We start from the raw sequence: 24,716 nt of genomic DNA on the forward strand, positions 1-24,716 counted from the left end.
TGTCTCATCGCACTCAAAACACGCCGAGACAATCTTATTCTACTGCGGATCACGCATGGTTGACATTCCTATGCGTGATCTCCGGCCCATTTATACGCAAACAACGGGAACAATCAGAATCAAGTTTCGCGGAAGCGATACCCGACACCATAGAGTGTTTCGATCATATCGAAGTCATCGTCGACGACCTTGAACTTCTTGCGCAGGCGCTTGATGTGGCTGTCAATGGTCCGATCATCGACATAGACCTGTTCATCATAGGCCGCATCCATCAGCGCATCGCGGCTCTTGACGACGCCTGGACGCTGCGCCAGGGAATGCAGGATGAGGAATTCCGTGACAGTCAGGGTCACGGGCTCACCCATCCAGGTGCAGGTATGCCGTTCCTGGTCCATGACAAGCTGACCGCGCTCCAGCGACTTGGCCTGGGGACTGCCCGGTTTTGCCGCGCCTTCGCGCGCCGCGACCCGGCGCAGCACCGCCTTGACGCGCTCAACCAGAAGCCGCTGCGAGAACGGCTTCGTGATGAAGTCATCGGCACCCATCTTCAGGCCGAAGAGCTCATCAATCTCGTCATCCTTGGAGGTCAGGAAGATAACGGGCAGATCGGATTTCTGGCGCAGCCGGCGCAGGAGCTCCATACCATCCATCCGCGGCATCTTGATATCGAAAATAGCCAGATTGGGCGGACGGGCCATCAAACCATCGAGTGCAGACGCGCCATCGGTGTAGGTCTCGACGCGGTAACCTTCCGATTCAAGCGCAATCGATACGGACGTCAGAATGTTGCGGTCGTCATCAACGAGCGCAATGGTCTGCATTGCGGGTACTTCCCTCATGCCCTGCTTTTCCTTGTCTAAAAGGTTAAATCCGACCGTGCTTGTGCCGGACAAATTAGGTACAAAATGTGGCACAGATCAAAACTCATGTCACCCATTGTCATTTTCGCATGACGGCTACCGGCGATTGCTCGCGTCATCGGCGGTTATTCAAGACGTTTCCCGCATGCTGAAAAGGATGGTTCCATCGGCGATCCCCGGCGCTGTTCCAGGCTCGTTTCTGATGCGGCTTCACCGCATAGGCGACAGGCTGCGCTCAACAATCCTTGCTCGAACCTATCTCAGTTTCGCCTCAGGTTCGAATAATTTCCCGTTCAGCTTGCCATGATATCGAGCGCGTGGTCTGCTTCGAACAACTCAAGGATGGATAGCTCATTCTCCGATAGGCCCGCTTGCCAGATGTTACCTGGTACAGAAAGCTGGTTTTGTCTGTTTCCCTGACAAAAGGTTGTAACATGCCACATCATCTTGATAGCCATCACGCGCATTCAAACCTCCTTGAATTCGCCAAGGAAACCGACCGGGCCCAGCGGCGCTATGAAAATTTCCTGCAGCATGAATTGACGCGGTGCGGGATATTCAATCTTGCGCCTGCGCATTTCCAGATCCTTGTGGCGATTACCGCAGCAGGATCGACTGTCAAAAATCTGGCGGCCAATTCCGGCGTGCACGGCTCCAATCTCTCCTATTACCTCAAACATCTGGAGAAGCATGATTATATCCTGCGGGCCAATGTGCGCGACGATCAAAGATACCTGTTTATTAAACAAACCAGGAAAGCAAAGGCATTGATTGCCAATCTGTCGCGTGATGCCGCGCGCCGCGTGGAGGCTGCCTGGAATGAGTTGGAGGACAAGGACAAGAATGCGCTGCATGACGTTCTGGTCAAAATATCGCTTAGCCTAGCGGCCACGCTCCCGCCCCGCAACGCATAATCCCTGATCGCGGCAAACGCCCGTGCCGCCGGAGTTCAGCCAGGAAAGATGCGAACGTCGGAGGCAGCGACAATGGATGCGCGCTTTCGCTTCGTCTTCCCGCCGGCGGCAGCAATTGCCACGACAGTGCCATTCGTCGTAAACATTGCGTCCACTTGGCATCGGAGGAGGTGCAACATGGACCGGTTTACTGGCGGTTGCCTGTGCGGCAACGTTCGGCTTGTGGCGTCGGGACGGCCATACCGGGTCGGCCTTTGCCACTGTCTCGACTGCCGCAAACATCATGGCGCGCTTTTTCACACATCGGCGATATTCCCCCGGGATGCGGTGGTGATCGAGGGCGAAACACGCGACTATGCCGGGCGGTTTTTCTGTCCCCGCTGCGGCTCATCGGTTTTTGCCTGCACCGCGGACGAAGTCGAAGTGAACCTCGGCTCCCTGGATGCGCCCGACCAATTGAGGCCCACCTACGAACTCTGGACCATCCGTCGCGAGTCCTGGTTGCCGGCGTTTACGCTCACAAAACGATACGATCGCGACCGTGACACAGCGAGCCGCTTTGAGGCTTAGACCGCACGAACGGCGCCAAGCCGAAATCCGCTGCAGCGCGTCCTGTGGATTTCATGCGTTTAAAACGATTTAAAAAAATTTTAAATTCTTTAAATCGATTAAACATTTGATACTGCTCATTTTTTCTGCTTTTGACCAGATGTAACCGCATTCATGCTGGAAGATGCATGAGGCGGCACACCTGAATTCGACCCCTGAACCTTCTTAAACAACGGCGGACACATGACTAGAGAGACCGGTATCCATAACGCGGCGATCGCGCTCGGCACCTCAGGCTTGAAGGAGCTTTCGGCGGTCTATTATAATTTCGGGGCCGCTGAGCTCTATGAGGAGACATTGCGGCGCGGCGAAGCACAGCTGACAGCGCAGGGTGCGCTGGTTGCAAGAACAGGCCAGCACACCGGCCGCTCGCCCAAGGACAAATTTGTCGTGCGTGATGCTTCAACGGAAAATCATGTCTGGTGGGACAACAATGCCCCGATGACTCCGGAAGCATTCGCACTGCTTTATGCCGATTTTGCCGAGCATGCCAAAGGCAAGGACGTTTTCGTCCAGGACCTCATCGGCGGTGCAGACGCCGATTACAGCCTGAACACCCGCGTTATCACCGAATTCGCCTGGCATTCGCTGTTCATCCGCAATCTTCTGATCCGGCCGGATCGCGAGGCACTGGCAAGTTTCGTGCCCAAGATGACGATTATCGATCTGCCGTCATTCCGCGCCGACCCCAAGCGGCATGGAACACGCACGGAGACGGTCATTGCTGTTGACCTGACGCGGATGATCGTTCTCATTGGCGGTTCAGCCTATGCCGGTGAAATGAAGAAGTCGGTTTTCACGGCGCTCAACTATCTCCTGCCTGCAAAAGGTGTCATGCCTATGCACTGCTCGGCCAATGAAGGCCCGGATGGCGATACAGCGGTCTTTTTCGGCCTTTCCGGCACCGGCAAAACAACGCTTTCGGCTGATCCGTCGCGGACATTGATCGGCGACGATGAACACGGCTGGGGCGAGCACGGCGTTTTCAACTTCGAGGGCGGCTGCTACGCCAAGACAATCCGTCTCTCGGCTGAAGCCGAACCGGAAATCTACGCAACGACGCAGCGTTTTGGCACCGTGCTTGAAAATGTCGTACTTGATGAAAACCGGGTTCCGGATTTCAACGATGGCTCCCTGACTGAAAACACCCGCTGCGCCTATCCCCTGGATTTCATTCCGAATGCATCCAAGACCGGCAAGGCAAGCCATCCGAAGAATATCATCATGCTGACGGCGGATGCTTTCGGCGTCATGCCGCCCATTGCCAAGCTGACACCGGCGCAGGCCATGTACCACTTCCTGTCCGGCTACACCGCAAAGGTCGCCGGTACGGAGCGCGGTGTAACGGAACCGGAAGCCACCTTCTCGACCTGCTTCGGTGCGCCCTTCATGCCCCGCCACCCCTCTGAATACGGCAACCTGCTGCGCCAGCTTATCGCCGAACATGGCGTTGACTGCTGGCTGGTGAACACCGGATGGACCGGCGGCGCCTATGGAACAGGCAAGCGCATGCCCATCAAGGCAACCCGCGCCCTTCTGACCGCAGCGCTCGACGGTTCGCTCAAAGGCGCCGAGTTCCGCGCCGATCCGAACTTTGGTTTTGCCGTGCCGGTGGCTGTTCCCGGCGTGGACGAAGCCATCCTTGATCCGCGCTCGACCTGGGCTGACAAGCAGGCCTATGACCTGCAGGCCAAGAAACTGGTTGATATGTTCGTCGTCAATTTCGGTAAGTTCGAAAGCCACGTCGATAGCGATATCCGCGCTGCGGCGCCGCATACGCCGGTTGCTGCGGAATAATCCACTGCCCTTGGCAAATAGAGGCCCTGCCGATCGTCGGCGGGGCCTTTTGCTTTTTCAGTCCGGTAAGAACCTTTCCGCCCGGAAAAGATTAGGGTACCAATCCCCCATGGACGAGAACCGCAGCCAAATCAAAATCACCAACCGGATCTTCATTGATGAAGATGATCTGGAGGAGAGTTTTATCCGTTCGGCGGGTCCCGGCGGCCAGAATGTCAACAAGGTCTCAACCGCCGTGCAACTGCGTTTTTTTGCGGCACGGGCGGGATTGCCGGACGATGTATTGGCACGGCTGCTGAAACTGGCCGGGCAGAGGGGCACCAAGGACGGCGACGTGCTTATCGAGGCAAGCCGCTTTCGCACGCAGGAGCGCAACCGGGAAGACGCGCGCGAACGCATGGTTGCCTTGATCGCCAAAGCGGCCGAACCGCCGCCACCGCCACGCAAGAAAACCAGGCCGACAAAGGGATCCATCGAGCGCCGCCTGAAAGTAAAAGCCGGTCGATCCGACGTCAAAAAGATGCGTGGACGGGTCAAAGGAGATTAGTGGAGGGAACAGAACGTGAGCGGCGGTCGTTATTCTTTGCTTTTCAAGCGCGATGGGGAATGTAACAACGCTATTCGTCGGTTTGAACAATCAACAAGGAGAGCCAGACATGGGACTATTCGATTTTGTTAAATCAGTCGGCAAGAAAGTCGGCATCGGCAATGACGAGCCGCAGGCGGGCGATCTGAAGAAAGAGCTCGATTCGCACAATCTCGGAACGGACAAAGTTGACGTCGTCGTCGAAGGTGACAAGGCTATCCTCAAGGGCAGCGTTACCAACCAGGAAATTCTGGAGAAGGCCATTATTGCCGTTGGCAATTCGCTGGGGGTTTCCAAAGTCGACACGGGTGCGTTGACTGTTGACAACACAACCACCGGTTCTGTGGCCAAGGATCCCGTCTTCTACACCGTCAAGAGCGGCGACAATTTGTGGAAGATCGCGGAAGCGGTCTATGGCAAGGGCAAGGGCGTGAAGAACACCGCGATCTTCGAAGCCAACAAGCCCATGCTGACCAGCCCGGACAAGATTTATCCCGGCCAGGTTCTGCGTATTCCGTCCATCGACTGATCGCGCCAATGTCAGGCAAAGACCCGGCTCGTCCGTAAGTCCGGGTCTTTGCTTCCCTCCCGTCAGGTTATGTCATGCTCCAGCTTGCGCCCGGCATTCGCTATTTCCCGGACTATCTCAGCCTGGCCGAACAGGTGGCCCTTGTGGACGAAATCAGATCCATCGTTGCCGAGGCCCCGCTTTATATTCCCGCCATGCCCAAAACCGGCAAGGAAATGAGCGTGCGGATGACCAATTGCGGTGCGCTCGGCTGGGTGACGGACAAGGAGCGGGGCTACCGCTACCAGGCCGTTCATCCCGTTACGCAAAAGCCCTGGCCCGCCATTCCGTCGCGCCTTCTAACCCTCTGGGAAAATGTCGGAAACTATCCGCTGGCCCCGGAAGCCTGCCTCGTCAATTTTTACGCCGAAACGGCAAAGATGGGGTTGCATCAGGACCGCGACGAGCAGAATTTTTCCGCCCCCGTTGTCTCCATATCTCTCGGGGACAGCTGCCTCTTCCGCTTCGGCGGCGTGCAGCGCAGCGACAAGACCCAATCCATCCGCTTGAAAAGCGGCGATGTCATTGTCCTGGGAGACGAAGGCCGGCTGGCCTTCCACGGTGTTGACCGGATCTATCCCGGCACGTCGACGCTGCTGAAAGCTCCGGGCAGGATCAACCTGACATTGAGGCGGGTCACAGCTTCCTGAGCGCCACTTCCTCGATGAGGTGATTGCCGCCCTTGCGCAAGATCAGGTCGGCGCGCGGGCGGGTCGGCAGGATGTTTTCCTTCAGGTTCTTCAAATTGATGCTGGTCCAGAGATTTTCGGCAATCGCCAGGGCCGAATCATCCGAAATCGTGGAATAGCGATGGAAGAAGGAGCTGGGATCCTTGAACGCGGTTTCACGCAACCGCATGAAACGGTTGATGTACCACTTGTGGATCTGGTTTTCGTCCGCATCGATATAGATCGAGAAGTCGAAGAAGTCCGAAACGAATGGCACCATTTTGCCGTCTTCCGGCAGGTCGCGGACCTGCAGCACATTGATACCTTCGAAAATCAGGATGTCGGGTGCGTCAACGGTCTGATACTTGCCCTGCAGCACATCATAGGTCAGATGCGAATAGAGCGGCGCATTGACATTGCGCTGGCCGGCCTTGATCTGTGAGAGGAAGCGCAAAAGCATGCCGACATCATAGCTCTCGGGAAAACCCTTGCGCTCCATCAGGCCCTTTGAGCGCAAAACCTCGTTCGGGTAGAGAAACCCGTCCGTTGTCACCAGATCCACCTTGGGGCTTGAGGGCCAGCGGGCCAGAAGTTCCTTCAGAATGCGGGCCGTCGTTGATTTTCCCACGGCCACCGAGCCGGCAATGCCGATGATGAACGGCGTCTTGAAGGCGTCGCCCGTGTTGAGGAACTGCCGCCGCTGATAGAACAGCAGCTGGCTTGCCTCCACATGGGCCGACAAAAGCCGCGACAGCGAGAGGTAAATCCGGTTTACCTCATCAAGATCGATGGGGTCGCCGAGCGAGCGCAGGCGCTTGACCTCGTCATAGGTCAGCGTCATCGGCGTGTCGGCACGAAACTCCGCCCAGCGCTCCGCGCTAAAAAACCGGTAGGGTGAAAATTCGCTGGGTGCCAACTGATCCATGACGTCCCCATCCCTTTGCCGTTCAAACGCCTGTGATTTAAACATGGATGTGCTCAACCATGTCCACGGGCGGCTTTTTCTTCAAGTCCGGTCTGTGCCGTACGCCGTTCGAGTTCCGCCAGGACGTCATCAAGCCTGACGCCCGAAAGTCCAAGAACAACAAGAAGATGATAGAGCAAATCGGCGCTTTCCGAAACAACGCCTTGCGCGTCGCCGGAGACGGCAGCGATAACGGTTTCAACCGCCTCTTCGCCAAGCTTCTGGCTCGCTTTTCCAATGCCCTTGGCGTAGAGGCTGGCGGTATAGGACTTGGTATCCGATGATGCCGCGCGTTGCGCAACGATCCGTTCCAGATCCGCAAGGGTGAAGCTTGTCATCACGCAACTCCGGTGAATGGGCGAATGGGGTCGAGGCGCATCGGGATGCCGGCTGCAGCCATATGAGCTTTTGCCTCGCCAATCGTGTAGGTGCCAAAATGAAAGATGGATGCGGCGAGCACGGCGGTGGCATGGCCTTCGAGAATGCCTTCGACCATATGGTCCAGATTGCCGACACCTCCCGACGCGATCACGGGCACACGCACCGCATCGGCGACGGCCCGGGTGACCGGAATATCATAGCCGATCTTGGAACCATCGCGATCCATGGATGTCAGAAGGATTTCGCCGGCACCGAGATCAACCACCTTGCGGGCAAACTCAATCGCGTCGATGCCGGTTGCCTGCCGGCCGCCATGGGTGAAAATCTCCCAGCGATCGGCTTCACCCGGCTTCGATACTTTCTTGGCATCGATTGCCACGACGATGCACTGGTTGCCGAACTTGTCGGCAGCCTCGGCGATGAATTCGGGGTTCTTCACCGCTGCGGTATTGATCGAGACCTTGTCCGCCCCGGCCAGCAGCAGCTTGCGGATGTCGGCAACCGTGCGCACGCCGCCGCCAACGGTCAGAGGCATGAAGCACTGTTCGGCCGTGCGCGCGACAACGTCAAAGATGGTTTCGCGATTGTCGGACGAGGCCGTGATGTCGAGGAAACAAAGCTCATCGGCACCGGCCGCGTCATAAGCCTTGGCCGCTTCGACGGGATCGCCGGCATCGATGAGATCGACAAAGTTCACGCCCTTGACGACACGTCCGTCCTTCACGTCGAGACAGGGGATAACACGGGCTTTGAGTGTCATGCGGCGCGCTCCCTGGCTTCCCGCAACACCGCCAGGGCCTCACGCGGATCGATGCGCCCGTCATAAAGCGCCCGGCCGGAAATGGCCCCCTCCAGCTTGCGGGCGTCCGGCATGGTCATGCGGACGATATCGGCGATGGAGGCAAGGCCGCCTGACGCAATCACTGGTATCGACACCGCTTCGGCCAGTTGTAATGTCGATTCCCAGTTTATTCCGGCCAGAACACCATCGCGGTCGATATCGGTGTAGATGATCGCCGCGACCCCTGCCCCTTCGAATTTCCGGGCGAGTTCAACAACGCCCAGGGTCGAGGCTTCGGCCCACCCTTCGACAGCCACCTTGCCGCCTTTGGCATCGATACCCACGGCGACCTTGCCGGGAAAGGTCCTGCATGCCTCGACAACAAGCGCCGGGTCGCGCACGGCGACCGTGCCGAGAATGACGCGGGAAAGACCCTTGGCCAGCCAGTTTTCGATGTGGTCCAGGGTCCGGATGCCGCCGCCAAGCTGAACGGGATTTTTCGTTGCTTTAAGAATAGATTCAACCGCTGCGCCATTGACGGACTGACCGGCGAAAGCGCCGTTCAGATCGACCACGTGCAGCCATTCAAATCCCTGATCTTCAAAAGATTTCGCCTGCGCGGCCGGATCTTCGTTGTAAACGGTCGCCTGCTCCATATCACCAAGCTTCAACCGCACGCACTGGCCATCTTTCAGATCAATCGCGGGAAACAAAATCATGGCTGCCACCTCAGAAAATTGGCGATGAGAGCAAGCCCCAGAGCCTGGCTCTTTTCCGGATGAAACTGCGTGCCCGCCATGTTGTCATTGGCAACGGCGGCCGTTACCGGCCCGCCGTAATCGGTCACTGCCAGCACATCATTCTCGGTTTCAGCGTCGAGAAAATAGGAATGCACGAAATAGGCATGCAGCCCATCCGGGCCGGTCCTGATTCCGTCGAACAGCGGGTGCGGCCGGGTGAGGCGAAGGGTGTTCCAGCCGATCTGCGGAATTTTCAGCGTGGGATCGGACGGGACCATTTCGCGGACGTCACCCTTGATCCAGTCGAAACCGGCGGAGATGGTCTTTTCCAGCCCGCGCGACGACATGAGCTGCATGCCGACGCAGATGCCGAGAAACGGGCGCGCTTTTTCCACCGCAACCTCATGGATTGCTTCAGGCATGCCCGGCACCGCATGCAGCCCGCGGCGGCAATCCGCATAGGCGCCGACCCCCGGCAAAACAATGCGATCGGCCGTACGCACCCGTTCAGCGTCGGCGGTCAAATCGATGGTGGCGGCAATGCCGCTTTCCCGCGCCGCCCGTTCAAACGCTTTCGTGGCGGAGCGCAGATTGCCTGACCCGTAATCTATGATGGCAACACGCATGATCAACGCTCTCCCCGGTAGCCGACAAGACCGAGCATGCCGCCGACAGCCGGCTTTTTCGGCGCGGGGACAGCTGAAGGCATAACCAGATCAATTGCCGGCGGAACCGGATCAGGATCTGCCGCAAAGGCATCACCGTGGAAATAGATCGTCTCGGCATCGGCAGCCGAGCGCGCATCAATGATGGCAGCCTGATCAAAACCGCGCCGTTCAAGGGCGCTAATGCGCCAATTGTTGGCTTCAAACGCCACCAGCAGGGCGAGCAGCGCTGCGACGATTTCCGCCAGACTGGCGTGCCCCGTATAGGAGCCGACAATGGAGATGGCTGCAACAGCGGCAAAAACCAGCGCTGCTTCGAACCACAGGCGATTGAACAACAGCCAGGGAACCGGCAGGAAAAACGCGATGAGTGCAAAGCCATCCCGAATGAAGACGGTTCTGTCATCTTGCCGCTGGTTGTCTTGCAACGGCGGTATCAAAACAATGTAACTGGCCATATCCCAGCCCTTCTTCTCAGCCGTTCAGCGAACCCTTGGTTGAAGGGATAACGCCCTTCTGGCGCGGGTCTGCCTCGATAGCCGTGCGCAGGGTGCGCGCGACCGCCTTGAAACAGGTTTCAGCGATATGGTGGTTGTTGGCACCACAGAGATTGGACACGTGCAAGGTGATGCCCGCGTTCTGCGCCAGCGCCTGGAAAAATTCGCGCACCAGCTCCGTATCGAATGCGCCGATCTTCGGAGCGGAAAACTGCACCTGCCAGATCAGGAAAGGGCGGCCGGAGACGTCCAATGCCGCGCGCGTCAATGTTTCGTCCATGGCCAGATCAAGCGAAGCATAGCGGTTGATACCGCGCCGGTCGCCAAGCGCCCTGGCAATCGCCTGGCCGATGGCAATGCCGGTATCTTCGACCGTGTGGTGATCATCGATATGCAGATCGCCCTTGGCCTTGATGTCCATATCGATCAGCGAATGGCGGGACAGCTGTTCCAGCATATGGTCGAAAAAACCCACGCCGGTGGAAATGTCAAACGCACCCGTTCCATCCAGATCGACCGAAACGGCAATGCTGGTTTCCTTGGTGGTCCGCTCTACTTTCGCAGTCCGTGTGCTGGCACTGGTCATCCCTGTTTCCCGTCGTCTGGGTTTCGCAAAAACGGCACTAGTGGTCCGATTCTGACATTTGCACCCCTTTGATACAAGCCATTCAGGCAAATGTCAGAATCAAAGGACCACTAGCAAGCATATGATTCTAGTGGAACTTTGAATTTGACATTCGCACGTTGCGTGCGATGTCAAATGGGATGCGAATGTCAAATCCGTTCCACTAGTGCTGGCCTTCTAGATCAGGAATGACAAATCTCCAAATGCTTTGATGGCGCAGGTTCAACTCCAGATTTGCAATTCCAGAGCGGCATCATACATAAGTTGCACAGAAGGGGTTCGATCTGCTGCCATTTGGGGCATAGTCGGACCTGCTTGAAGGAGAATCGAATGCAAGAACACAACCCCTCCACCATGTATGGAACCACGATCGTCACGGTCCGCAAGGGCGGCAAAGTGGTCATCGCCGGTGACGGCCAGGTCAGCCTCGGCAACACGGTGATGAAAGGCAATGCGCGCAAAGTGCGCCGCATCGGCAAAGGCAATGTCATTGCCGGATTTGCCGGCGCAACTGCCGATGCCTTCACCCTGCTTGAACGGCTTGAAAGCAAGCTGGAACAATATCCCGACCAGCTGATGCGCGCCTGTGTCGAGCTTGCCAAGGACTGGCGTACCGACCGTTATCTGCGCCGCCTCGAAGCGATGATGCTGGTGGCCGACAAATCCATCACGCTTGCGCTGACCGGCAATGGCGACGTGCTTGAACCCGAACACGGTATCATGGCCATCGGCTCCGGCGGCAATTATGCCCTGGCGGCTGCCCGTGCGCTTGTTGACACCGACAAGACCGCCGAGGAGATTGCCCGCAAGGCCATGGAAATCGCCGCCGATATCTGCATCTTCACGAATACGAGTGTAACGCTCGAGACGATCGATGCCGAGTGAGCCATCCTACCGCTTCAGGCCATTGGAGCCGGACGATCTGGATCTGATTTCAGGTTGGCTGGCTGAGCCACACGTGGCGCAATGGTGGGGCGATGATCCGAAGGAAGAGTTCAACGCCATTGCGGCGCATATGGACAGCATATCCGTCGAGCCGTTCATCATCATGCTGGATGAACGGCCCATCGGCTACCTGCAGACCTATGATCCGCATTTGGAGGATGATCACCCCTATCAGGATCAGCCAACAGGCACGCTGGGCCTTGATCAGTTCATCGGCGAACCGGATCTGCTCAATACAGGACATGGGTCGCGGCTGATCGACGAGTTTGTTTCCCTGCTCTTCGAAGAAGGCGTGCCCCGCGTGATCCTCGATCCGGACCCGGCCAATGCGCGCGCGATCAAAGCCTATACCAAGGCGGGTTTTATCCCTTTCGATACCCGCACATCCATTTACGGCCCTGCCCTGATGATGGCACGGGACAATCCAGATGAAATGAGACCATGATGACAACCTTTTCTCCCCGCGAAATCGTTTCTGAACTCGACCGGTTCATTATCGGCCAGAAGGACGCAAAACGTGCCGTCGCCATCGCCCTGCGCAACCGCTGGCGCCGCCAGCAGCTCGAAGGCCAGATGCGCGAAGAAGTCATGCCCAAGAACATCCTGATGATCGGACCCACCGGCGTCGGCAAGACGGAAATCTCCCGCCGTCTGGCACGTCTGGCCGGTGCACCGTTCATCAAGGTGGAAGCCACCAAATTCACCGAGGTCGGTTATGTCGGCCGCGACGTTGAACAGATCATCCGCGATCTGGTTGAAGTCGCCATTGGTCTCGTTCGCGAAAAGAAGCGCGAAGAGGTCAAGGCCAAAGCCCACATCAATGCGGAAGAGCGTGTTCTCGATGCCCTCGTCGGCAAGACCGCCAGCCCGGCAACCCGGGATTCATTCCGCAAGAAACTGCGCGACGGCCTGATCGACGACAAGGAAATCGAAGTCGAAGTGGCCGATACCGGTTCGGGCATGCCCAATTTCGAGCTGCCGGGCATGCCGGGCGCCAATATCGGCGTGCTCAATTTGAGCGACATGCTTGGCAAGGCCATGGGCGGCCGCACCAAGACCATCAAGACAACGGTCAAGGAATCCTATGGCGTTCTGATCAATGACGAGTCCGACAAGCTGCTCGATCAGGACCAGATCACGCAGGAAGCGCTGCGCTCGGCCGAAAATGACGGCATCGTCTTTCTCGACGAGATCGACAAGATCGCCGCCCGAGACGGCGGCATGGGTGCGGGCGTGTCACGCGAAGGCGTGCAGCGCGATCTGCTGCCGCTTGTCGAAGGCACCACTGTTGCAACAAAATACGGCCCGATCAAAACCGACCATATCCTGTTCATCGCATCCGGTGCCTTCCACGTGTCCAAGCCATCGGACCTTCTGCCGGAATTGCAGGGCCGCCTGCCGATCCGCGTGGAACTGAGCGCCCTGACACGCGATGACATGCGCCGGATCCTCACCGAGCCGGAAGCCAGTCTGCTCAAGCAATACATCGCTCTTCTGGCAACGGAAGAGGTGAAGCTTGACATCACCGATGATGCGATCGATGCGCTGGCCGATATCGCCGTTGATCTCAATTCAACGGTCGAGAATATCGGCGCACGCCGCCTGCAGACGGTCATGGAGCGTGTACTCGACGATATCTCGTTCAACGCCCCTGATAAGGCTGGCGCCGAGTATACCATCGATGCCAAGTATGTGCGTGAAACGGTCGGCGATCTCGCCAAGAACAGCGACCTGTCGAGGTTCATCCTCTAGCCGTGTGACAGATAAGCATCGCTCCGCGCTTATTTACCGATGCCCCCTCGACTTCTGAGGGGGCATTTTTTATTTTCGCGCACCTCCGGCTGGAACCTGTTAAGGGAGGTTGTGCTTAAGCATCTCCCCGGGCGGGCCACCGTTCATCTGATTTGATCGAAATTCTGGGCTGACAATGAAACGACATCTGATCCTCTTCGCGACCACCTGCCTTCTTTCACTGTCCACCGCCCTCCAGCCCGCCTCGGCGGTGACCGTCGTGCCGGAAGGCAACCGCAATGCGACCCAGCCCAATATTCCCGCCGCCTCGATCAAGCGGACAGGCGAGCTGAATACAACGCACGAAGCGAAGTATCAGAAAATATACAACCTGCTGAAATCGGACCCGAAGCTGCGCTCGAAGATATCGAGTGTTGCGAGGACCTATGGCATCGATCCGGTTCATATCGTTGGCGCGCTCGTTGGCGAACATACCTATAATGTCGATGCGTATGATCGTCTGCAGACCTACTATGTAAAGGCTATTTCCTATGTAAAGCAAGGACTTAGCTTTGACTATCAGGGCGAAAGCATCGGTGATTTCATCAAGCGCCCACAATTTTCATCCTGCGCCCAGTACAAGGACAGCCTGCGTCTGTGGACGTGCCGCGAAGGTGTCTGGGAAGCGGATTTCCGCGGCAAGACGGTGGGCGGCAAACGCTTTCCCGACAACCGGTTCGCTGCGGTATTCTTCCAGCCCTTCTATGCCGGGCAGACCTTTGGACTTGGCCAGCTCAGTCCCCTGACCGCGCTGCAGATGACGGACATGGTCAATCGCTATTCGGGTTTGCCGAAACTGGATGCGGACCATGCCACGGAAGTCTACAAGACAATCATGGACCCCGACTTCACCCTTCCCTACATGGCAGCGACCATCAAGGAATCCATCGATGTCTACCGCCGCGTGGCGGATTTCGATATTTCAAAGAATCCGGGAATCACCGCGACGCTCTACAATACGGGCGGCGCCGATGCGCGCGCTCGGGCTCTGGCCAATACGAATGCAGGCCGTGCCGCGGCCGGACAGCCGCCGCAACTTCCCGAAGAAAACTACTATGGCTGGCTGGTCAACAACAAGCTCGAGCAGTTGAAAGCCCTGTTTTAGAGCCTTTCCTGCTTAAATAGAATCGTTCTGCCGGAGGGAATTTGGTTCAATGGCGAGGCCGATGCCTTTCCATCGGGCGAAGCCGAAGCCCGATGGCATTGGGCCAAATTCACCCGGCCCTTCGGGTTTCCGGCTGGCGGACACCCACTTTGTCAGGCAGCGTCGTCCGATGGATGAACATCGGCCTCGCTGCCTTCCGCGTGGATTGTCTCGCCATTCGGGAAACAGAACTGGTTCTATTTAAACAGGAAAGGCTCTAGGGCTCAACGCCGCCGCTTGCCGGCGGATCGCTTTATCTCGCCGATCAGGGATTGAACAACCTCCGCTTTGAGGTCGCGAATATGCGCCGCAATCAGATTGGCCAATTCCGTCGATGCCGGTGACAGTCCGGCAGTGTCAATCGTGATGCGCGGATGCGAGATCATAGCCAGCCGCTGCAATTCCTCGGCCTCGTCCCAGATGATGTTGAAATACTGGATGATGCGCTGCAGCTTGTCCCATGTCGGCTGCCCGCGCCTTCCGTGTTCCAGCGCCGAGAGATAGGCGGCCGAAACCCCGATCGCCTTCGCCATCTCCTTCTGGGAGATGCCGCGCTCGTCCCTGAGCTGGCGCAGCTTTTCACCAAATGGCGTCATGGCACCTCCGGCAGCCGGCGCATGCGAACATAGATGGCACCCGTGCCACCATGGTTGCGGGCAGCATCTTCATAGCCATTGACCAGAATCCGGAACGGCGGCGTCGTGAACCAGAGCGGAACAGCCTGACGCAGAACCCCGTCGCTTCCCAGGGACGATCCCTTGCCGGTGATGACAAGCACGTGGCGCAGCTCGCGCTGATGCGCTCGGCGAAGGAAGCCGAGAAGCAGACCATAGGCCTCGCTTTGCGTCAGCCCGTGCAAATCGATCCGGCCTTCGATGACCACCCGTCCGCGCGATATTTTCTTGTGAGTCGGACGGTCGATCGGATGCAGGCGATGGGCAGGGATCGCCGGTTTTGCCGGCGCGGGCACCGGCATTGCCTTCGACTTGATCTTTTCGGGTGCCGATGGCGGGACCGCCGGCTGATCCTGAACCGTATCGAGCAGAAATTCCATCTTGTCCTTCCCCTTCAGGGGCCGGGTGGATTTTGCGACTTTCTCCCAGAGAATCCGGTCTTCAATGTTGGTGAACTCGTCTCTGGACCGCTTCATGCCTGGCCCGCCAACAATGAACGGGGCACAAGCGCATAAAAAACAGCGTCATGACGAATACCACCCGCAATGTCGCCCGCTGCATCGCCGGATCCGGCAAAAAGGTCGCCGCGCGCCGGTCCTACAATAGCGGACCCGGTATCCTGTGCAATCATCAGCCGCGCAAACCCGTCCCCGCCGAAAGCCTTCAAGGCGGGTGCCGAGATATAGAAGGGTGTACCGAACGTGTGCAGCAGCCGGTCGACGGCAAGGGAACGCCCGCCGGTCAGCGGCACCTTGGCAGCCGCAATCGGCCCCAGCGTGGCATCATCGACCGCCGCTTCACGAAAGAAGATATAGGATCGGTTGTTCCACAACAGGGTTTGAACCTGATCAGGATTGTCGGCAAGCCATGTACGGATGGCCTGCATCGACATTTTATCCAACGGGATTTCACCGCGATCCAGGAGAATTTTTCCGATGCCGGTAAAACGGTGACCCGTCTTTGCCGCATAGGTGATGCGGCGCAGGCGACCGTCGGTCATCTTCAGCCTGGCCGCGCCCTGGACGTGAATGAAGAAAGCATCAACCAGGTTTTCAACAAAGGCTATTTCCAGGTTTTGCCCGTCGAGTGCGCCGCTCTCAATGGCAGCGCGATCAAGATACTCGGCAAGTCCTGCCGGGGTTTGCCGGGCAAAGGCGAAATAGGGATCAAGCCCCGAGGGCCGGTTGCCATCGTTCACATCGACGAGATCATCCGGGCGGCAAAGAAAGGGAACGGTGTAGCGTTCGGTTCGAACCGGAGAGGCAATCACCTCCGGTTCATAAAACCCTGTGACAAAACCATGCCCCATGTCGGGATTTTCAATGCGGGCCGGGCAGAACCATTTTTCGAAAAACCGTCGTGCCTGGTCGTCATTTTCGACCAATGTTTCACGTGAATCAGCGAAAATGGGTGCCAAGGCTGCAAAGGAGATGCCCAGTGATCCGCTTTTATAGGGCTTTTCCAGAACCCTGACGGCAGAACGTGCAAAGGCTTGAAATGCTTCAAGCTGACTGTCGTTCTCCCAACCGGGGCAATCGGTGAATGCCACCGGTTTGAAGAGAGGGGAAAGCATGGTCTGGCGCTCGCGACGGGAGAATCAATCTTCGGCTTCGGTCGCCACGAGTTTCCAGTTCGGATCCTTCGAGCGGGTATCCCGCGCATAGGTCCAGACATCCTTGACTTCAGCCACCGCTTCCTTGTCGCCGTCAATCACGTTACCGTCCTTGTCAAGGGTCGCAGAAATCAGCTCACTGACAACCCGCACCGTCACGTGCGCTTCCGTGCCCTTCATTTCGGCGCCGGTGATCTCGGCCTTGTTGATGCCGACAAACGAGGACTGCACTTTTTCACCGCGCGATTCGCGGTCGGCGATCGCCGAAACGAAACCATCGAACACTTCGCGGGACAGGAGCGACTTGAGCGTCTTGCGATCACCGTCGGCGAAGGACATGACAATCATCTCATAGGCCATCTTCGAGCCTTCGAGAAACTTCGCAGGATCGAATGCCGGATCAGCGTTCTGGATGGCACGAAGGCCTTCGTTCAGCGGCGTGCCGGGTGTTGCCAGTGCGTCCACCTTTTCAAATTGGTTTTCCTTTGGCTCGCCGCGCCGCGGAAGCGACACGACATTGTCGCCAGGTTTGGCCTTGTCTTCGACCTCGGCCGTACGCGATGATGCGTACGGATTGAATGGCGGACGCTCGTTGCCGGTGCGGCGACCAAGCACCTTGCGCAGCTGCAGAAAGATCACCACTGCTGCCACGAAGAAGAAAATCGTTCCGAAGTCCAGATATTCCATGTCGCCTGCCATTCATCCCTAAATTCAGTCGGCCGTTGATTGTACGGCCATCGCGCTTTTGTCCAATTACCAAAACATATAGATTGCTGAAGGCAATCATACAAATGCTCATGTTCATCCCTATATAGGCATGAAATTGACGCCGGGTATGGATTATAACCGGATATGTCCTTCGAAAGGTAAATTAGTTGCGATCCTCTCTTGTGCCCCTGTTTCTGCTTGCGCTGCCGTTTCTTGAAATTGCCGGCTTCATTGTGGTCGGCAGCAAGATTGGCGTCTTGGCGACCCTTGGCCTGATCATCCTGTCGATGTTTCTCGGCATTTTCCTGCTGCGCCTGCAGGGATTTGGCATCCTGCAGAAAATCCGCTCGGAAACCGCAGCCGGCCGGACGCCGAGCCGCGAACTCGTGCACGGCGTGATGCTGTTCTTCGCCGCGTTCCTGTTGATCGTCCCCGGCTTCATCACGGATGTTATCGGCCTACTCTTGTTCATACCCGCCATTCGCGACATTGGCTGGCGTTTTGTCCGCAGCCGCGTGGTGGTGGTCAATCCTGCAGCAACGGGCCGGGGCCGGCCGGAGCGCGCCGCTGATCGCATCATTGAACTCGACCCGGAGGATTACACCAGAAAATCCGACCCCAACTCGCCGTGGAGCCCGAAAGAATAGTCTGCCTGCATCAGGATAAGGCCTCCCGGCTTGCCTCGCTGGGACTCTCATGCTAGCCAGCCATCATTCATTCGATAACCGCCGAAGCGGACGCAACGAGAGAAGGTTTCCAGACAATGGCTCAAAAGCCTGATGAAAAAGCCGAAAACGGCAATGAAGCGACCAATGGCAATGGGAGCGTCCAGCAGCAGACACTGAACATTCTTGCTCAGTACGTGAAGGATCTGTCCTTCGAAAGCCCCGGCGCGCCTCTGTCGCTGCGTCCGCGCGACAAGGCTCCCGGCATCAGCATCAATGTGAATGTCAATGCCAATCCGATTGCCGAGAACGATTTCGACGTCGTTCTGACCCTCACGGCCCGTGCCGGCGAAGGCAAGGAAGTGCTGTTCAATGCCGAACTCGTCTATGGCGGCGTTTTCCGTCTGGAAGGTTTCCCACAGGAACATCTCCTGCCGCTGCTTTTCATCGAGTGCCCGCGCCTGCTCTTCCCGTTCGCGCGCCAGATCATTGCCGAAGCAACCCGCAATGGCGGCTTCCCGCCGCTGATGATCGACCCGATCGATTTTGCTCAGATGTTCCAGCAGCGCATGGCCGAAGAACAAGCCAAGTCGATGGTCAGCTAAGCCAAGGCTTCGACGAGATAGCAAAAACCCGGGTTCGACCCGGGTTTTTTATTGCCGCGATTTTCATTCTGCGGCGGCTATCCGTTCATTCCAGATCGCTTTCTCACCAATCTTCTCGACCAGCTTGTCATGTGCCTGCTTTTCCGAATCAGTGAGGCGGGACGGCAGCGGCACCGCGCGGCGGGCAATGACGACGACCGTTTCCGTATTGGCGGATTGCTTGTTGTCCGACTGTTCGGCCACCGTCAGGCCGAGCGCTGCTTGCTTTCCGCCGATCAGTTCGATGTAAACTTCCGCCAGCAACTGCGAATCGAGCAGCGCGCCGTGCATCGTGCGGTGGCTGTTGTCGATGCCGTAACGGCGGCACAGGGCATCCAGGGAGTTTGGTCCCATCGGATGTTTGCGGCGGGCAAGCGCCAGCGTATCGATAACCCGGTCATTGCTGATGGGAGGATGCCCGAGCCTGTTCAGCTCGGCATTGATAAACCCCATATCGAACGTGGCGTTGTGGGCGATCAGCTTTGCCCCGTCGATGAATTCGAGAAAGCGGTCGACGATGCCGGCAAAGACCGGCTCATCCTTCAGGCGATCATTGCTGATGCCGTGCACGGCAAGCGCGTCTGGATGAACCTGCTTGCCATCCGGATTGATGAAAACATGAAATGTGTTGCCGGTCGGGAAACGATTGACCAGTTCCACACCACCGATTTCGATGATGCGATCGTCCAGCCGGTCCAGGCCTGTTGTTTCCGTATCGAATATGATCTCGCGCATGGAATCATCCTTTGTCCCAAATTTCACGAATCGGCCAGCCGGCGCAAGGCCGCAGCGGCGGTATCCCCGCTTTCCGCCAGTCAGGAATCCGTGAGAATCCGGATTATCGCGTTGATCTCAGCCCGCGTCGCGTCAAAGGTCTGGTCTGTGTTGACGACAAAATCGGCACGCGCGCGTTTCTCCGCGTCGGGTGTCTGGCGCCGGAGGATCGCCTCCAGTTTTTCAGGAGTCATGTCGGCTCTGGCCAGTACCCGCTTTTTCTGAACTTCCGCCGGTGCGCTGACAACAAGAATCTTGTCCACCCGCTTGTCTCCGCCGGTCTCGAACAACAGCGGAATATCGATAACGGCAAGCTTGGCACCTTGGGATTCGGCGCCATCACGGAAGGCGTTTTCCTCGGAACGAACCAGGGGGTGGATAATCGCTTCAAGCTTTCGAAGCGCCTCGGGATTGCCAATGACAGCGGCCGAGAGCCTGGCGCGATCCACCACGCCATCATCTGTCGTTCCAGGAAAAGCTGCTTCGATCAAAGGCGCTGCCGCTCCGGAATATAGCCGGTGAACCGTTTCATCGGCGGAATAGACGGGAATACCCGCATCCATAAACATCTGCGCCGCGGTTGATTTACCCATGCCGATCGATCCGGTGAGACCCAGCACGATCATTTTGCTTTCTCCGCCGCCATATCGGCCAGTACCAGATTTCGCAGCTCTGCCGTTACATCAGGCCGTTTGCCGAACCAGTGTTCGAAGCCTGGCACGGCCTGATGCAGCAGCATGCCCAGCCCATCGGCCGTTTGAAGACCGCGGGAGCGCGCCGCGCGCAAAAGCGGGGTTTCCAACGGTACATAGACAATATCGGTCACCAGCGCATCCGAATCAGCCCCGGTCAGGTCGATCACAAGCTCATCCTTGCCTGACATGCCAAGCGATGTGGTGTTCACAATCAGCGACGCGCCCTTCAGCAGTTCCGGCAGGGCGTCCCATCCATGCGCTCCACCAGCGATGCCGAACCGGTCTGCCAGTTCCTGCGCCCGCGCAACAGTTCGATTGACGATCCTGATATCGGTGAAGCCGCGCTGTTTCAGCGCAAACACCACCGCCCGGCTTGCCCCGCCGGCACCCAGCACCAAAGCGCTCCTGCGCTCACTCCACCCGGGGCTCAGCGCATCCAGATTTGCCAAGAACCCGTAAGCATCCGTATTGCCGCCACGCAGAATGCCATTCTCGAACCAGAGCGTGTTGACCGCACCGATTTCGTCGGCAGCCGAATCCCGCTTCCCGCACAGGGAAAAGGCCATCTCCTTGTGGGGGATGGTGACATTGCCGCCGACAAATCCATTGTCCTGCAAAGCACGGATGAACCCTTCAAAAGCGTCCGGTGCAACTTCGACCGCCCGATAGGAGCCATCCAACCCGAATTGCCTGAGCCAGTAGCCATGAATCAGCGGCGAGCGCGAATGGCGGATCGGATAACCCGTTACGAAAGCGCTCGGATGATCAGCCATCAATCGCTCCCTCCCGGCGCAGTTCATTCAGCAATGGCAATAAGGGAAGGCCGACAATGGTGAAATAATCTCCATCCACCTTCTCGAACAGCTGAACGCCCTCGCCCTCATATTGGTAGGCGCCGACACTTTGCAGAGCGATGGTACCAACCCGCGCCAGGTGGCGTCCGATGAAGGCCGGATCGAGATCACGCAACGTCATGCGCGCCACCGAAACGTGCCGCCACACGGTCTGCCCGCCCTTGACCAGAACAATCGCGCTGTTCAGGTGATGGGTTTGGCCGGAAAGCCTGAGCAGTTGCCGGCGCGCAGCCTCCATATCAGCGGGCTTGTGCAAAACCTCGTCGCCAAGCGACAGGGTTTGATCCGAACCGATGACCAATGCATCCGGATAGCGCTCACTGACATCGAGTGCCTTTGCTTCCGCCAGGACAAGTGCGACATCTTCCGGCGTGGCACCGCTCTTGTAGAGAGGCGCTTCCACCGCCCGCTCATCAATATTGGCCGACTGGGCGGTAAAGGCGACGCCGGCATTTTTCAGAAGCGTGGCGCGGAATGGACTTTTGGAAGCAAGAATAATCTGCATCTGTCTTCTTCTCCGATCAGCGATGCGGTTCCCGTCCCTGGGAACGCAGGGCAAGAACCGCCGCTGCAGTTTCTTCAATGGAACGGCGGGACACATCTATCATAGGCCAATTATAGCGGTGGCAAATCTGCCGCGCATAGGAAAGCTCCTCAATGATATTTGCCCGGTCGAGATAGTGATCCGTATCGAAACCCGGCGTTGCTCCGAGAATGCGATGCTGGCGCACCTGCGAGATTCGCTCCGCCGAGGCAATCAGGCCCACGATCAGCGGCCTTTCCGCATGGATGATCACATCGGCAATGGGCACACCGGGAACAATGGGCACATTGGCCGTCTTGATACCGCGATTGGCGAGGTAAATGCTTGTCGGCGTTTTCGAGGTCCGCGAAATGCCGATCAGAATGACATCCGCCTCTTCGATATCGAGCGGCAGCTGGCCGTCATCATGCTCCATGGTGAAATTCAGCGCATCGATACGGCGGAAATATTCCGCGTTGAGCACATGCTGGGCCCCAACTCGCCGTCCCGCCGGGGCACCGAGATAGGACTGGAATACACTGAGGACCGGTTCGAGAACGGATACGCAGGGAACGCCAATCGTCGCACAGCTTTCATCGATCATTGCCGCAAGCCGTTTGTCCACGATGGTATAAAGGACAATGCCGGGTTCCGCATCAATACCCTCCAGCACCTTCTTGATCTGCTTTTCCGTGCGAATGAGCGGATAGACATGTTCGATGGCACGCGCATGCACATATTGCGCCGCGGCGGCGCGGCCCGCTGCCAGGAGAGTCTCTCCGGTCGCATCAGAAATCATGTGAAGATGGAAGTAGTTGACCGGCTTTGTCACAGAAAACTCCACACCCTGTTGATGACTGGGGAGAATTCTCCCGGTTTTGAACAAGCAATGGCAGCCATGTGAATCATTGGCAAGTCATCCACAGCGAGCCCACTTGTGGATGACTCTCCAAGCCATTGCTGTGATCTGGGGATTGTTGCGACTCTTCGTCCATTGTTCCACGGATTTCCACACAGAAATCCACAGATGGATATGACTTAATATACTGATAATGAATAATATTTCACTTTATTACCGTATTCTGCGAATTTTGCATTATGGTTTTCCCTGCTTTATACCGCAGCAGTTGCCTGTGGGAAAAAGTTGGCAATCTGGTAATTCCCGATACAAACAGACTCTTAGAATCAGAAAATCAGAAAATATCCAATTTTCTTTTTTGTAAGACAAAGCTGGAGAGAGACGGAATGGTCCGCAAAGTGATGAAAGTCCTTAGAGGCGAGACAGTTTTTCCGCCTCCCATCTGGATGATGCGCCAGGCTGGGCGCTACCTCCCGGAATACCGGGAAGTCAGGAAGAATGCCGGAAGTTTTCTGGATCTGTGTTATTCGCCCGATCTGGCCGTCGAAGTGACGCTGCAGCCAATCCGCCGCTTCGGTTTTGATGCGGCAATCCTGTTTTCGGACATTCTCGTCGTGCCGCATGCGCTTGGCCGTGATTTGCGCTTTGAAGAGGGCAGAGGCCCTTTGATGACGCCGATTGACGCGGAAGGCATTTTCTGGCTGGAGCCCAATGGGGCTGTGGAACGCCTGGAGCCTGTCTATGAGACGGTTCGGCTGCTGCGGCATCAACTGCCACAGGAAACCACCCTGCTTGGCTTCTGTGGCGCTCCATGGACCGTGGCGACCTATATGATCGCTGGTCATGGAACGCCGGACCAGGCCCCGGCCCGCCTCTTCGCCTATCGCTATCCGGACGCCTTCCAGAAACTGCTGGACGAACTTGCCGATGTTTCGGCGGAATATCTGATCCGGCAGATCGATGCTGGTGCTGATGCGGTGCAGATTTTTGATTCCTGGTCGGGTGTTCTGGACGAAGCTTGCTTCGAGCGGTTCTGTATCGCGCCCGTGGCCAGGATCGTCAAAAAGGTGCGCGCATCGCATCCGGATGTCCCGATCATCGGTTTCCCCAAAGGGGCCGGAGCGCTTTATGTAAATTATCGCGAGCGTACCGGGGTGACAGCCTTGGGCCTCGACTGGACAGTGCCGCTGTCGCTGGCGTCTTCACTTCAAGGCGGAGGGGCAATCCAAGGCAATCTGGATCCCTTACGGGTTGTTGCCGGCGGCCGGGCGCTGGATGAAGGCGTGGATGCCATTCTCGATGGTCTGGGTCATGGCCCGCTGATCTTCAATCTCGGCCATGGCATTACCCCCGATGCTCCGGTCTCCCATGTGGAGCAGATGGTTGCACGGGTCCGGCAGGCCACGGCCGGAAACTGACGCATTGAAAACTGGGGATTGATGATGAGCAACAACCAGATGCCGGTTCAAAATTCAAACAAGACAGTATCGATGGCAAGGGCTGCCGGTATTGTTTTTGCGGTGGTTGTTGTGACCCTGGTCTATCTCTATCCCGACAACGCCTATCTCTGGGTGAAGGCCTTGCATGTGGTTGCCGTCATCTCCTGGATGGCGGGCATGCTCTATCTGCCGCGGCTGTTCATCTATCATTGTGCCGCCGAGAAAGGGTCCGTCCAATCGGAGACCTTCAAGGTCATGGAGCGCCGGCTGCTCAAGGCCATCATCAATCCGGCAATGATGGTGACATGGGCTGCCGGACTTTGGCTCGCGTGGCGAACAGCGGCCTATATGGACGGCTGGTTTCACGTGAAATTCCTGGCTGTCCTGATCCTTTCCGGCATTCACGGCTACTTTTCCAAGGCAGTGCGCATGTTTGCCGAGGACAGAAATGAAAAACCTGCCCGCTTCTGGCGGATGATGAATGAAGTGCCGACGGTTCTAATGATCATTATTGTGATCATGGTCATCATAAAGCCATTTTGACTCATCATTTTATTTTCTGCCTGATATCAATACCACTCATGAAACCCCTTGCCCTTGCAGTCGTGATTGGCTAGATAGGGGCTCTTCTCTGGAAATACCGCCATAGCGATCTTCAGCCATTCATACATGGCACTGCATTCCGGCATCGTCATTTCCCTTCCCCATTTCAAACCTATAAAATTAAGAGTTCC

At 57.2% G+C, this 24,716-nt stretch carries 31 protein-coding genes; 14 read left to right on the forward strand and 17 right to left on the reverse strand.

Features of this window, described 5'->3' with window-relative positions:
- Positions 1 to 119 precede the first annotated feature (119 nt).
- Positions 120 to 839, reverse strand: coding sequence for a response regulator transcription factor (locus C5750_RS11935; RefSeq protein ID WP_162700334.1), 720 nt, complete (start codon positions 837 to 839; stop codon positions 120 to 122).
- Between the two features lie 455 nt (positions 840 to 1,294).
- Between C5750_RS11935 and C5750_RS11940 the strand changes: the two genes are divergently transcribed.
- The 6 genes from C5750_RS11940 to C5750_RS11965 all read left to right on the forward strand — a co-directional run bounded on the left by C5750_RS11940 (position 1,295) and on the right by C5750_RS11965 (position 5,984).
- Positions 1,295 to 1,774 (forward strand): MarR family winged helix-turn-helix transcriptional regulator, encoded by a 480-nt coding sequence (locus tag C5750_RS11940; protein ID WP_105734120.1) that lies wholly within the window; start codon positions 1,295 to 1,297, stop codon positions 1,772 to 1,774.
- A gap of 177 nt (positions 1,775 to 1,951) precedes the next feature.
- Positions 1,952 to 2,344 (forward strand): GFA family protein, encoded by a 393-nt coding sequence (locus C5750_RS11945; RefSeq protein WP_105734606.1) that lies wholly within the window; start codon positions 1,952 to 1,954, stop codon positions 2,342 to 2,344.
- Between the two features lie 222 nt (positions 2,345 to 2,566).
- Positions 2,567 to 4,180, forward strand: a complete 1,614-nt coding sequence (locus tag C5750_RS11950; RefSeq protein ID WP_105734121.1) for a phosphoenolpyruvate carboxykinase — start codon at positions 2,567 to 2,569, stop codon at positions 4,178 to 4,180.
- A gap of 109 nt (positions 4,181 to 4,289) precedes the next feature.
- A complete protein-coding gene (arfB, locus tag C5750_RS11955; RefSeq protein WP_105734122.1) occupies positions 4,290 to 4,727 on the forward strand; it encodes an alternative ribosome rescue aminoacyl-tRNA hydrolase ArfB in 438 nt (145 codons plus the stop codon).
- A gap of 109 nt (positions 4,728 to 4,836) precedes the next feature.
- Positions 4,837 to 5,295 (forward strand): peptidoglycan-binding protein LysM, encoded by a 459-nt coding sequence (gene lysM / locus C5750_RS11960; protein ID WP_105734123.1) that lies wholly within the window; start codon positions 4,837 to 4,839, stop codon positions 5,293 to 5,295.
- A gap of 74 nt (positions 5,296 to 5,369) precedes the next feature.
- Positions 5,370 to 5,984 carry an alpha-ketoglutarate-dependent dioxygenase AlkB family protein gene (locus tag C5750_RS11965; RefSeq protein ID WP_105734124.1) on the forward strand — a complete coding sequence of 205 codons (615 nt, stop codon included), beginning with the start codon at positions 5,370 to 5,372 and terminating at the stop codon, positions 5,982 to 5,984.
- On the opposite strand, the gene coaA is transcribed toward C5750_RS11965, so the two are convergent.
- Genes coaA through hisB form a run of 7 tightly spaced genes read right to left on the reverse strand, consistent with a single transcriptional unit; the run spans position 5,971 to position 10,616 of the window.
- Positions 5,971 to 6,927 (reverse strand): type I pantothenate kinase, encoded by a 957-nt coding sequence (gene coaA / locus C5750_RS11970; protein ID WP_105734125.1) that lies wholly within the window; start codon positions 6,925 to 6,927, stop codon positions 5,971 to 5,973. The two genes, C5750_RS11965 and coaA, sit on opposite strands and share 14 nt — an antisense overlap.
- Before the next feature lie 53 nt (positions 6,928 to 6,980).
- Complete coding sequence (locus C5750_RS11975) at positions 6,981 to 7,304, reverse strand: phosphoribosyl-ATP diphosphatase (RefSeq protein ID WP_105734126.1); 324 nt, start codon at positions 7,302 to 7,304, stop codon at positions 6,981 to 6,983.
- Positions 7,304 to 8,107 carry an imidazole glycerol phosphate synthase subunit HisF gene (gene hisF / locus C5750_RS11980; RefSeq protein WP_105734127.1) on the reverse strand — a complete coding sequence of 268 codons (804 nt, stop codon included), beginning with the start codon at positions 8,105 to 8,107 and terminating at the stop codon, positions 7,304 to 7,306. Before hisF ends, C5750_RS11975 begins: the two co-directional genes overlap by 1 nt.
- A complete protein-coding gene (gene hisA / locus C5750_RS11985; protein ID WP_105734128.1) occupies positions 8,104 to 8,847 on the reverse strand; it encodes a 1-(5-phosphoribosyl)-5-[(5-phosphoribosylamino)methylideneamino]imidazole-4-carboxamide isomerase in 744 nt (247 codons plus the stop codon). Before hisA ends, hisF begins: the two co-directional genes overlap by 4 nt.
- Positions 8,844 to 9,494, reverse strand: a complete 651-nt coding sequence (gene hisH / locus C5750_RS11990; RefSeq protein ID WP_105734129.1) for an imidazole glycerol phosphate synthase subunit HisH — start codon at positions 9,492 to 9,494, stop codon at positions 8,844 to 8,846. The genes hisA and hisH overlap by 4 nt, the downstream gene beginning before the upstream one ends.
- A gap of 2 nt (positions 9,495 to 9,496) precedes the next feature.
- Positions 9,497 to 9,991: a DUF2628 domain-containing protein gene (locus C5750_RS11995; protein WP_105734130.1), complete on the reverse strand. Its 495-nt coding sequence runs from the start codon at positions 9,989 to 9,991 to the stop codon at positions 9,497 to 9,499.
- Between the two features lie 16 nt (positions 9,992 to 10,007).
- Positions 10,008 to 10,616 (reverse strand): imidazoleglycerol-phosphate dehydratase HisB, encoded by a 609-nt coding sequence (gene hisB / locus C5750_RS12000; RefSeq protein ID WP_105734131.1) that lies wholly within the window; start codon positions 10,614 to 10,616, stop codon positions 10,008 to 10,010.
- A gap of 369 nt (positions 10,617 to 10,985) precedes the next feature.
- Here hisB and hslV point away from each other — a divergent pair, with 369 nt between their 5' ends.
- The 4 genes from hslV to C5750_RS12020 all read left to right on the forward strand — a co-directional run bounded on the left by hslV (position 10,986) and on the right by C5750_RS12020 (position 14,496).
- Entirely contained in the window at positions 10,986 to 11,540 is a 555-nt protein-coding gene (hslV, locus tag C5750_RS12005) for an ATP-dependent protease subunit HslV (protein ID WP_105734132.1), read from the forward strand.
- Complete coding sequence (locus C5750_RS12010; protein WP_105734133.1) at positions 11,530 to 12,045, forward strand: GNAT family N-acetyltransferase; 516 nt, start codon at positions 11,530 to 11,532, stop codon at positions 12,043 to 12,045. The genes hslV and C5750_RS12010 overlap by 11 nt, the downstream gene beginning before the upstream one ends.
- A complete protein-coding gene (hslU, locus tag C5750_RS12015) occupies positions 12,045 to 13,352 on the forward strand; it encodes an ATP-dependent protease ATPase subunit HslU (RefSeq protein ID WP_105734607.1) in 1,308 nt (435 codons plus the stop codon). Before C5750_RS12010 ends, hslU begins: the two co-directional genes overlap by 1 nt.
- Positions 13,353 to 13,527: 175 nt before the next feature.
- Entirely contained in the window at positions 13,528 to 14,496 is a 969-nt protein-coding gene (locus tag C5750_RS12020) for a DUF1402 family protein (protein ID WP_105734134.1), read from the forward strand.
- Between the two features lie 263 nt (positions 14,497 to 14,759).
- Here the strand turns inward: C5750_RS12020 and C5750_RS12025 are convergent, their stop codons facing one another.
- The 4 genes from C5750_RS12025 to C5750_RS12040 are packed head-to-tail and all read right to left on the reverse strand — an operon-like array spanning position 14,760 to position 17,508.
- Positions 14,760 to 15,131, reverse strand: a complete 372-nt coding sequence (locus tag C5750_RS12025) for a helix-turn-helix domain-containing protein (RefSeq protein ID WP_105734135.1) — start codon at positions 15,129 to 15,131, stop codon at positions 14,760 to 14,762.
- On the reverse strand, positions 15,128 to 15,685 hold the full coding sequence (locus tag C5750_RS12030; RefSeq protein ID WP_105734136.1) for a Smr/MutS family protein: 558 nt from the start codon (positions 15,683 to 15,685) through the stop codon (positions 15,128 to 15,130). The genes C5750_RS12025 and C5750_RS12030 overlap by 4 nt, the downstream gene beginning before the upstream one ends.
- Positions 15,682 to 16,782 carry a murein transglycosylase A gene (gene mltA / locus C5750_RS12035; protein WP_105734137.1) on the reverse strand — a complete coding sequence of 367 codons (1,101 nt, stop codon included), beginning with the start codon at positions 16,780 to 16,782 and terminating at the stop codon, positions 15,682 to 15,684. Before mltA ends, C5750_RS12030 begins: the two co-directional genes overlap by 4 nt.
- Before the next feature lie 24 nt (positions 16,783 to 16,806).
- Entirely contained in the window at positions 16,807 to 17,508 is a 702-nt protein-coding gene (locus C5750_RS12040; protein WP_105734608.1) for a Tim44/TimA family putative adaptor protein, read from the reverse strand.
- 188 nt (positions 17,509 to 17,696) lie between these two features.
- Between C5750_RS12040 and C5750_RS12045 the strand changes: the two genes are divergently transcribed.
- Together C5750_RS12045 and secB are read left to right on the forward strand one after the other, a co-directional pair.
- The gene (locus tag C5750_RS12045) at positions 17,697 to 18,176 is read left to right on the forward strand and encodes an FxsA family protein (protein WP_105734138.1); all 480 of its coding nucleotides are present in this window, start codon (positions 17,697 to 17,699) and stop codon (positions 18,174 to 18,176) included.
- A gap of 116 nt (positions 18,177 to 18,292) precedes the next feature.
- Complete coding sequence (secB, locus tag C5750_RS12050; RefSeq protein ID WP_091879362.1) at positions 18,293 to 18,799, forward strand: protein-export chaperone SecB; 507 nt, start codon at positions 18,293 to 18,295, stop codon at positions 18,797 to 18,799.
- 63 nt (positions 18,800 to 18,862) lie between these two features.
- On the opposite strand, the gene dnaQ is transcribed toward secB, so the two are convergent.
- From dnaQ to C5750_RS12075, 5 genes are all read right to left on the reverse strand, one after another.
- Positions 18,863 to 19,573 (reverse strand): DNA polymerase III subunit epsilon, encoded by a 711-nt coding sequence (gene dnaQ, locus C5750_RS12055; RefSeq protein ID WP_105734139.1) that lies wholly within the window; start codon positions 19,571 to 19,573, stop codon positions 18,863 to 18,865.
- 80 nt (positions 19,574 to 19,653) lie between these two features.
- The gene (gene coaE, locus C5750_RS12060) at positions 19,654 to 20,238 is read right to left on the reverse strand and encodes a dephospho-CoA kinase (protein ID WP_105734140.1); all 585 of its coding nucleotides are present in this window, start codon (positions 20,236 to 20,238) and stop codon (positions 19,654 to 19,656) included.
- Positions 20,235 to 21,080, reverse strand: coding sequence for a shikimate dehydrogenase (locus C5750_RS12065; protein WP_105734141.1), 846 nt, complete (start codon positions 21,078 to 21,080; stop codon positions 20,235 to 20,237). The genes coaE and C5750_RS12065 overlap by 4 nt, the downstream gene beginning before the upstream one ends.
- Positions 21,073 to 21,666, reverse strand: coding sequence for a Maf-like protein (locus tag C5750_RS12070; RefSeq protein WP_105734142.1), 594 nt, complete (start codon positions 21,664 to 21,666; stop codon positions 21,073 to 21,075). Before C5750_RS12070 ends, C5750_RS12065 begins: the two co-directional genes overlap by 8 nt.
- Positions 21,667 to 21,682: 16 nt before the next feature.
- Positions 21,683 to 22,516 (reverse strand): pyruvate, water dikinase regulatory protein, encoded by an 834-nt coding sequence (locus C5750_RS12075; protein ID WP_105734609.1) that lies wholly within the window; start codon positions 22,514 to 22,516, stop codon positions 21,683 to 21,685.
- A 413-nt stretch (positions 22,517 to 22,929) separates the two neighbouring features.
- Here C5750_RS12075 and hemE point away from each other — a divergent pair, with 413 nt between their 5' ends.
- Together hemE and hemJ are read left to right on the forward strand one after the other, a co-directional pair.
- The gene (gene hemE, locus C5750_RS12080; protein WP_105734143.1) at positions 22,930 to 23,961 is read left to right on the forward strand and encodes a uroporphyrinogen decarboxylase; all 1,032 of its coding nucleotides are present in this window, start codon (positions 22,930 to 22,932) and stop codon (positions 23,959 to 23,961) included.
- Between the two features lie 24 nt (positions 23,962 to 23,985).
- Positions 23,986 to 24,525, forward strand: coding sequence for a protoporphyrinogen oxidase HemJ (gene hemJ / locus C5750_RS12085; RefSeq protein WP_105734610.1), 540 nt, complete (start codon positions 23,986 to 23,988; stop codon positions 24,523 to 24,525).
- Positions 24,526 to 24,716 lie beyond the last annotated feature (191 nt).

The organism is Phyllobacterium myrsinacearum (assembly GCF_002980555.1).
In the GTDB taxonomy this organism is placed as follows: Bacteria; Pseudomonadota; Alphaproteobacteria; order Rhizobiales; family Rhizobiaceae; genus Phyllobacterium; species Phyllobacterium myrsinacearum.

Coding starts and splice junctions, on each gene's coding strand:
- C5750_RS12010 (WP_105734133.1), top strand. CDS start 11,530: ATGCCGAGTGAGCCATCCTACCGCTTCAGGCCATTGGAGCCGGACGAT.
- C5750_RS12040 (WP_105734608.1), bottom strand. CDS start 17,508: ATGGAATATCTGGACTTCGGAACGATTTTCTTCTTCGTGGCAGCAGTG.
- C5750_RS11950 (WP_105734121.1), top strand. CDS start 2,567: ATGACTAGAGAGACCGGTATCCATAACGCGGCGATCGCGCTCGGCACC.
- coaA (WP_105734125.1), bottom strand. CDS start 6,927: ATGGATCAGTTGGCACCCAGCGAATTTTCACCCTACCGGTTTTTTAGC.
- C5750_RS11965 (WP_105734124.1), top strand. CDS start 5,370: ATGCTCCAGCTTGCGCCCGGCATTCGCTATTTCCCGGACTATCTCAGC.
- hslU (WP_105734607.1), top strand. CDS start 12,045: ATGACAACCTTTTCTCCCCGCGAAATCGTTTCTGAACTCGACCGGTTC.
- C5750_RS11995 (WP_105734130.1), bottom strand. CDS start 9,991: ATGGCCAGTTACATTGTTTTGATACCGCCGTTGCAAGACAACCAGCGG.
- C5750_RS11940 (WP_105734120.1), top strand. CDS start 1,295: ATGCCACATCATCTTGATAGCCATCACGCGCATTCAAACCTCCTTGAA.
- C5750_RS12020 (WP_105734134.1), top strand. CDS start 13,528: ATGAAACGACATCTGATCCTCTTCGCGACCACCTGCCTTCTTTCACTG.
- hisA (WP_105734128.1), bottom strand. CDS start 8,847: ATGATTTTGTTTCCCGCGATTGATCTGAAAGATGGCCAGTGCGTGCGG.
- hemE (WP_105734143.1), top strand. CDS start 22,930: ATGGTCCGCAAAGTGATGAAAGTCCTTAGAGGCGAGACAGTTTTTCCG.
- C5750_RS12065 (WP_105734141.1), bottom strand. CDS start 21,080: ATGGCTGATCATCCGAGCGCTTTCGTAACGGGTTATCCGATCCGCCAT.
- C5750_RS12025 (WP_105734135.1), bottom strand. CDS start 15,131: ATGACGCCATTTGGTGAAAAGCTGCGCCAGCTCAGGGACGAGCGCGGC.
- mltA (WP_105734137.1), bottom strand. CDS start 16,782: ATGCTTTCCCCTCTCTTCAAACCGGTGGCATTCACCGATTGCCCCGGT.
- C5750_RS12070 (WP_105734142.1), bottom strand. CDS start 21,666: ATGCAGATTATTCTTGCTTCCAAAAGTCCATTCCGCGCCACGCTTCTG.
- hslV (WP_105734132.1), top strand. CDS start 10,986: ATGCAAGAACACAACCCCTCCACCATGTATGGAACCACGATCGTCACG.
- hemJ (WP_105734610.1), top strand. CDS start 23,986: ATGAGCAACAACCAGATGCCGGTTCAAAATTCAAACAAGACAGTATCG.
- dnaQ (WP_105734139.1), bottom strand. CDS start 19,573: ATGCGCGAGATCATATTCGATACGGAAACAACAGGCCTGGACCGGCTG.
- hisH (WP_105734129.1), bottom strand. CDS start 9,494: ATGCGTGTTGCCATCATAGATTACGGGTCAGGCAATCTGCGCTCCGCC.
- coaE (WP_105734140.1), bottom strand. CDS start 20,238: ATGATCGTGCTGGGTCTCACCGGATCGATCGGCATGGGTAAATCAACC.
- C5750_RS12030 (WP_105734136.1), bottom strand. CDS start 15,685: ATGAAGCGGTCCAGAGACGAGTTCACCAACATTGAAGACCGGATTCTC.
- lysM (WP_105734123.1), top strand. CDS start 4,837: ATGGGACTATTCGATTTTGTTAAATCAGTCGGCAAGAAAGTCGGCATC.
- arfB (WP_105734122.1), top strand. CDS start 4,290: ATGGACGAGAACCGCAGCCAAATCAAAATCACCAACCGGATCTTCATT.
- hisB (WP_105734131.1), bottom strand. CDS start 10,616: ATGACCAGTGCCAGCACACGGACTGCGAAAGTAGAGCGGACCACCAAG.
- hisF (WP_105734127.1), bottom strand. CDS start 8,107: ATGACACTCAAAGCCCGTGTTATCCCCTGTCTCGACGTGAAGGACGGA.
- C5750_RS11945 (WP_105734606.1), top strand. CDS start 1,952: ATGGACCGGTTTACTGGCGGTTGCCTGTGCGGCAACGTTCGGCTTGTG.
- secB (WP_091879362.1), top strand. CDS start 18,293: ATGGCTCAAAAGCCTGATGAAAAAGCCGAAAACGGCAATGAAGCGACC.
- C5750_RS11935 (WP_162700334.1), bottom strand. CDS start 839: ATGAGGGAAGTACCCGCAATGCAGACCATTGCGCTCGTTGATGACGAC.
- C5750_RS11975 (WP_105734126.1), bottom strand. CDS start 7,304: ATGACAAGCTTCACCCTTGCGGATCTGGAACGGATCGTTGCGCAACGC.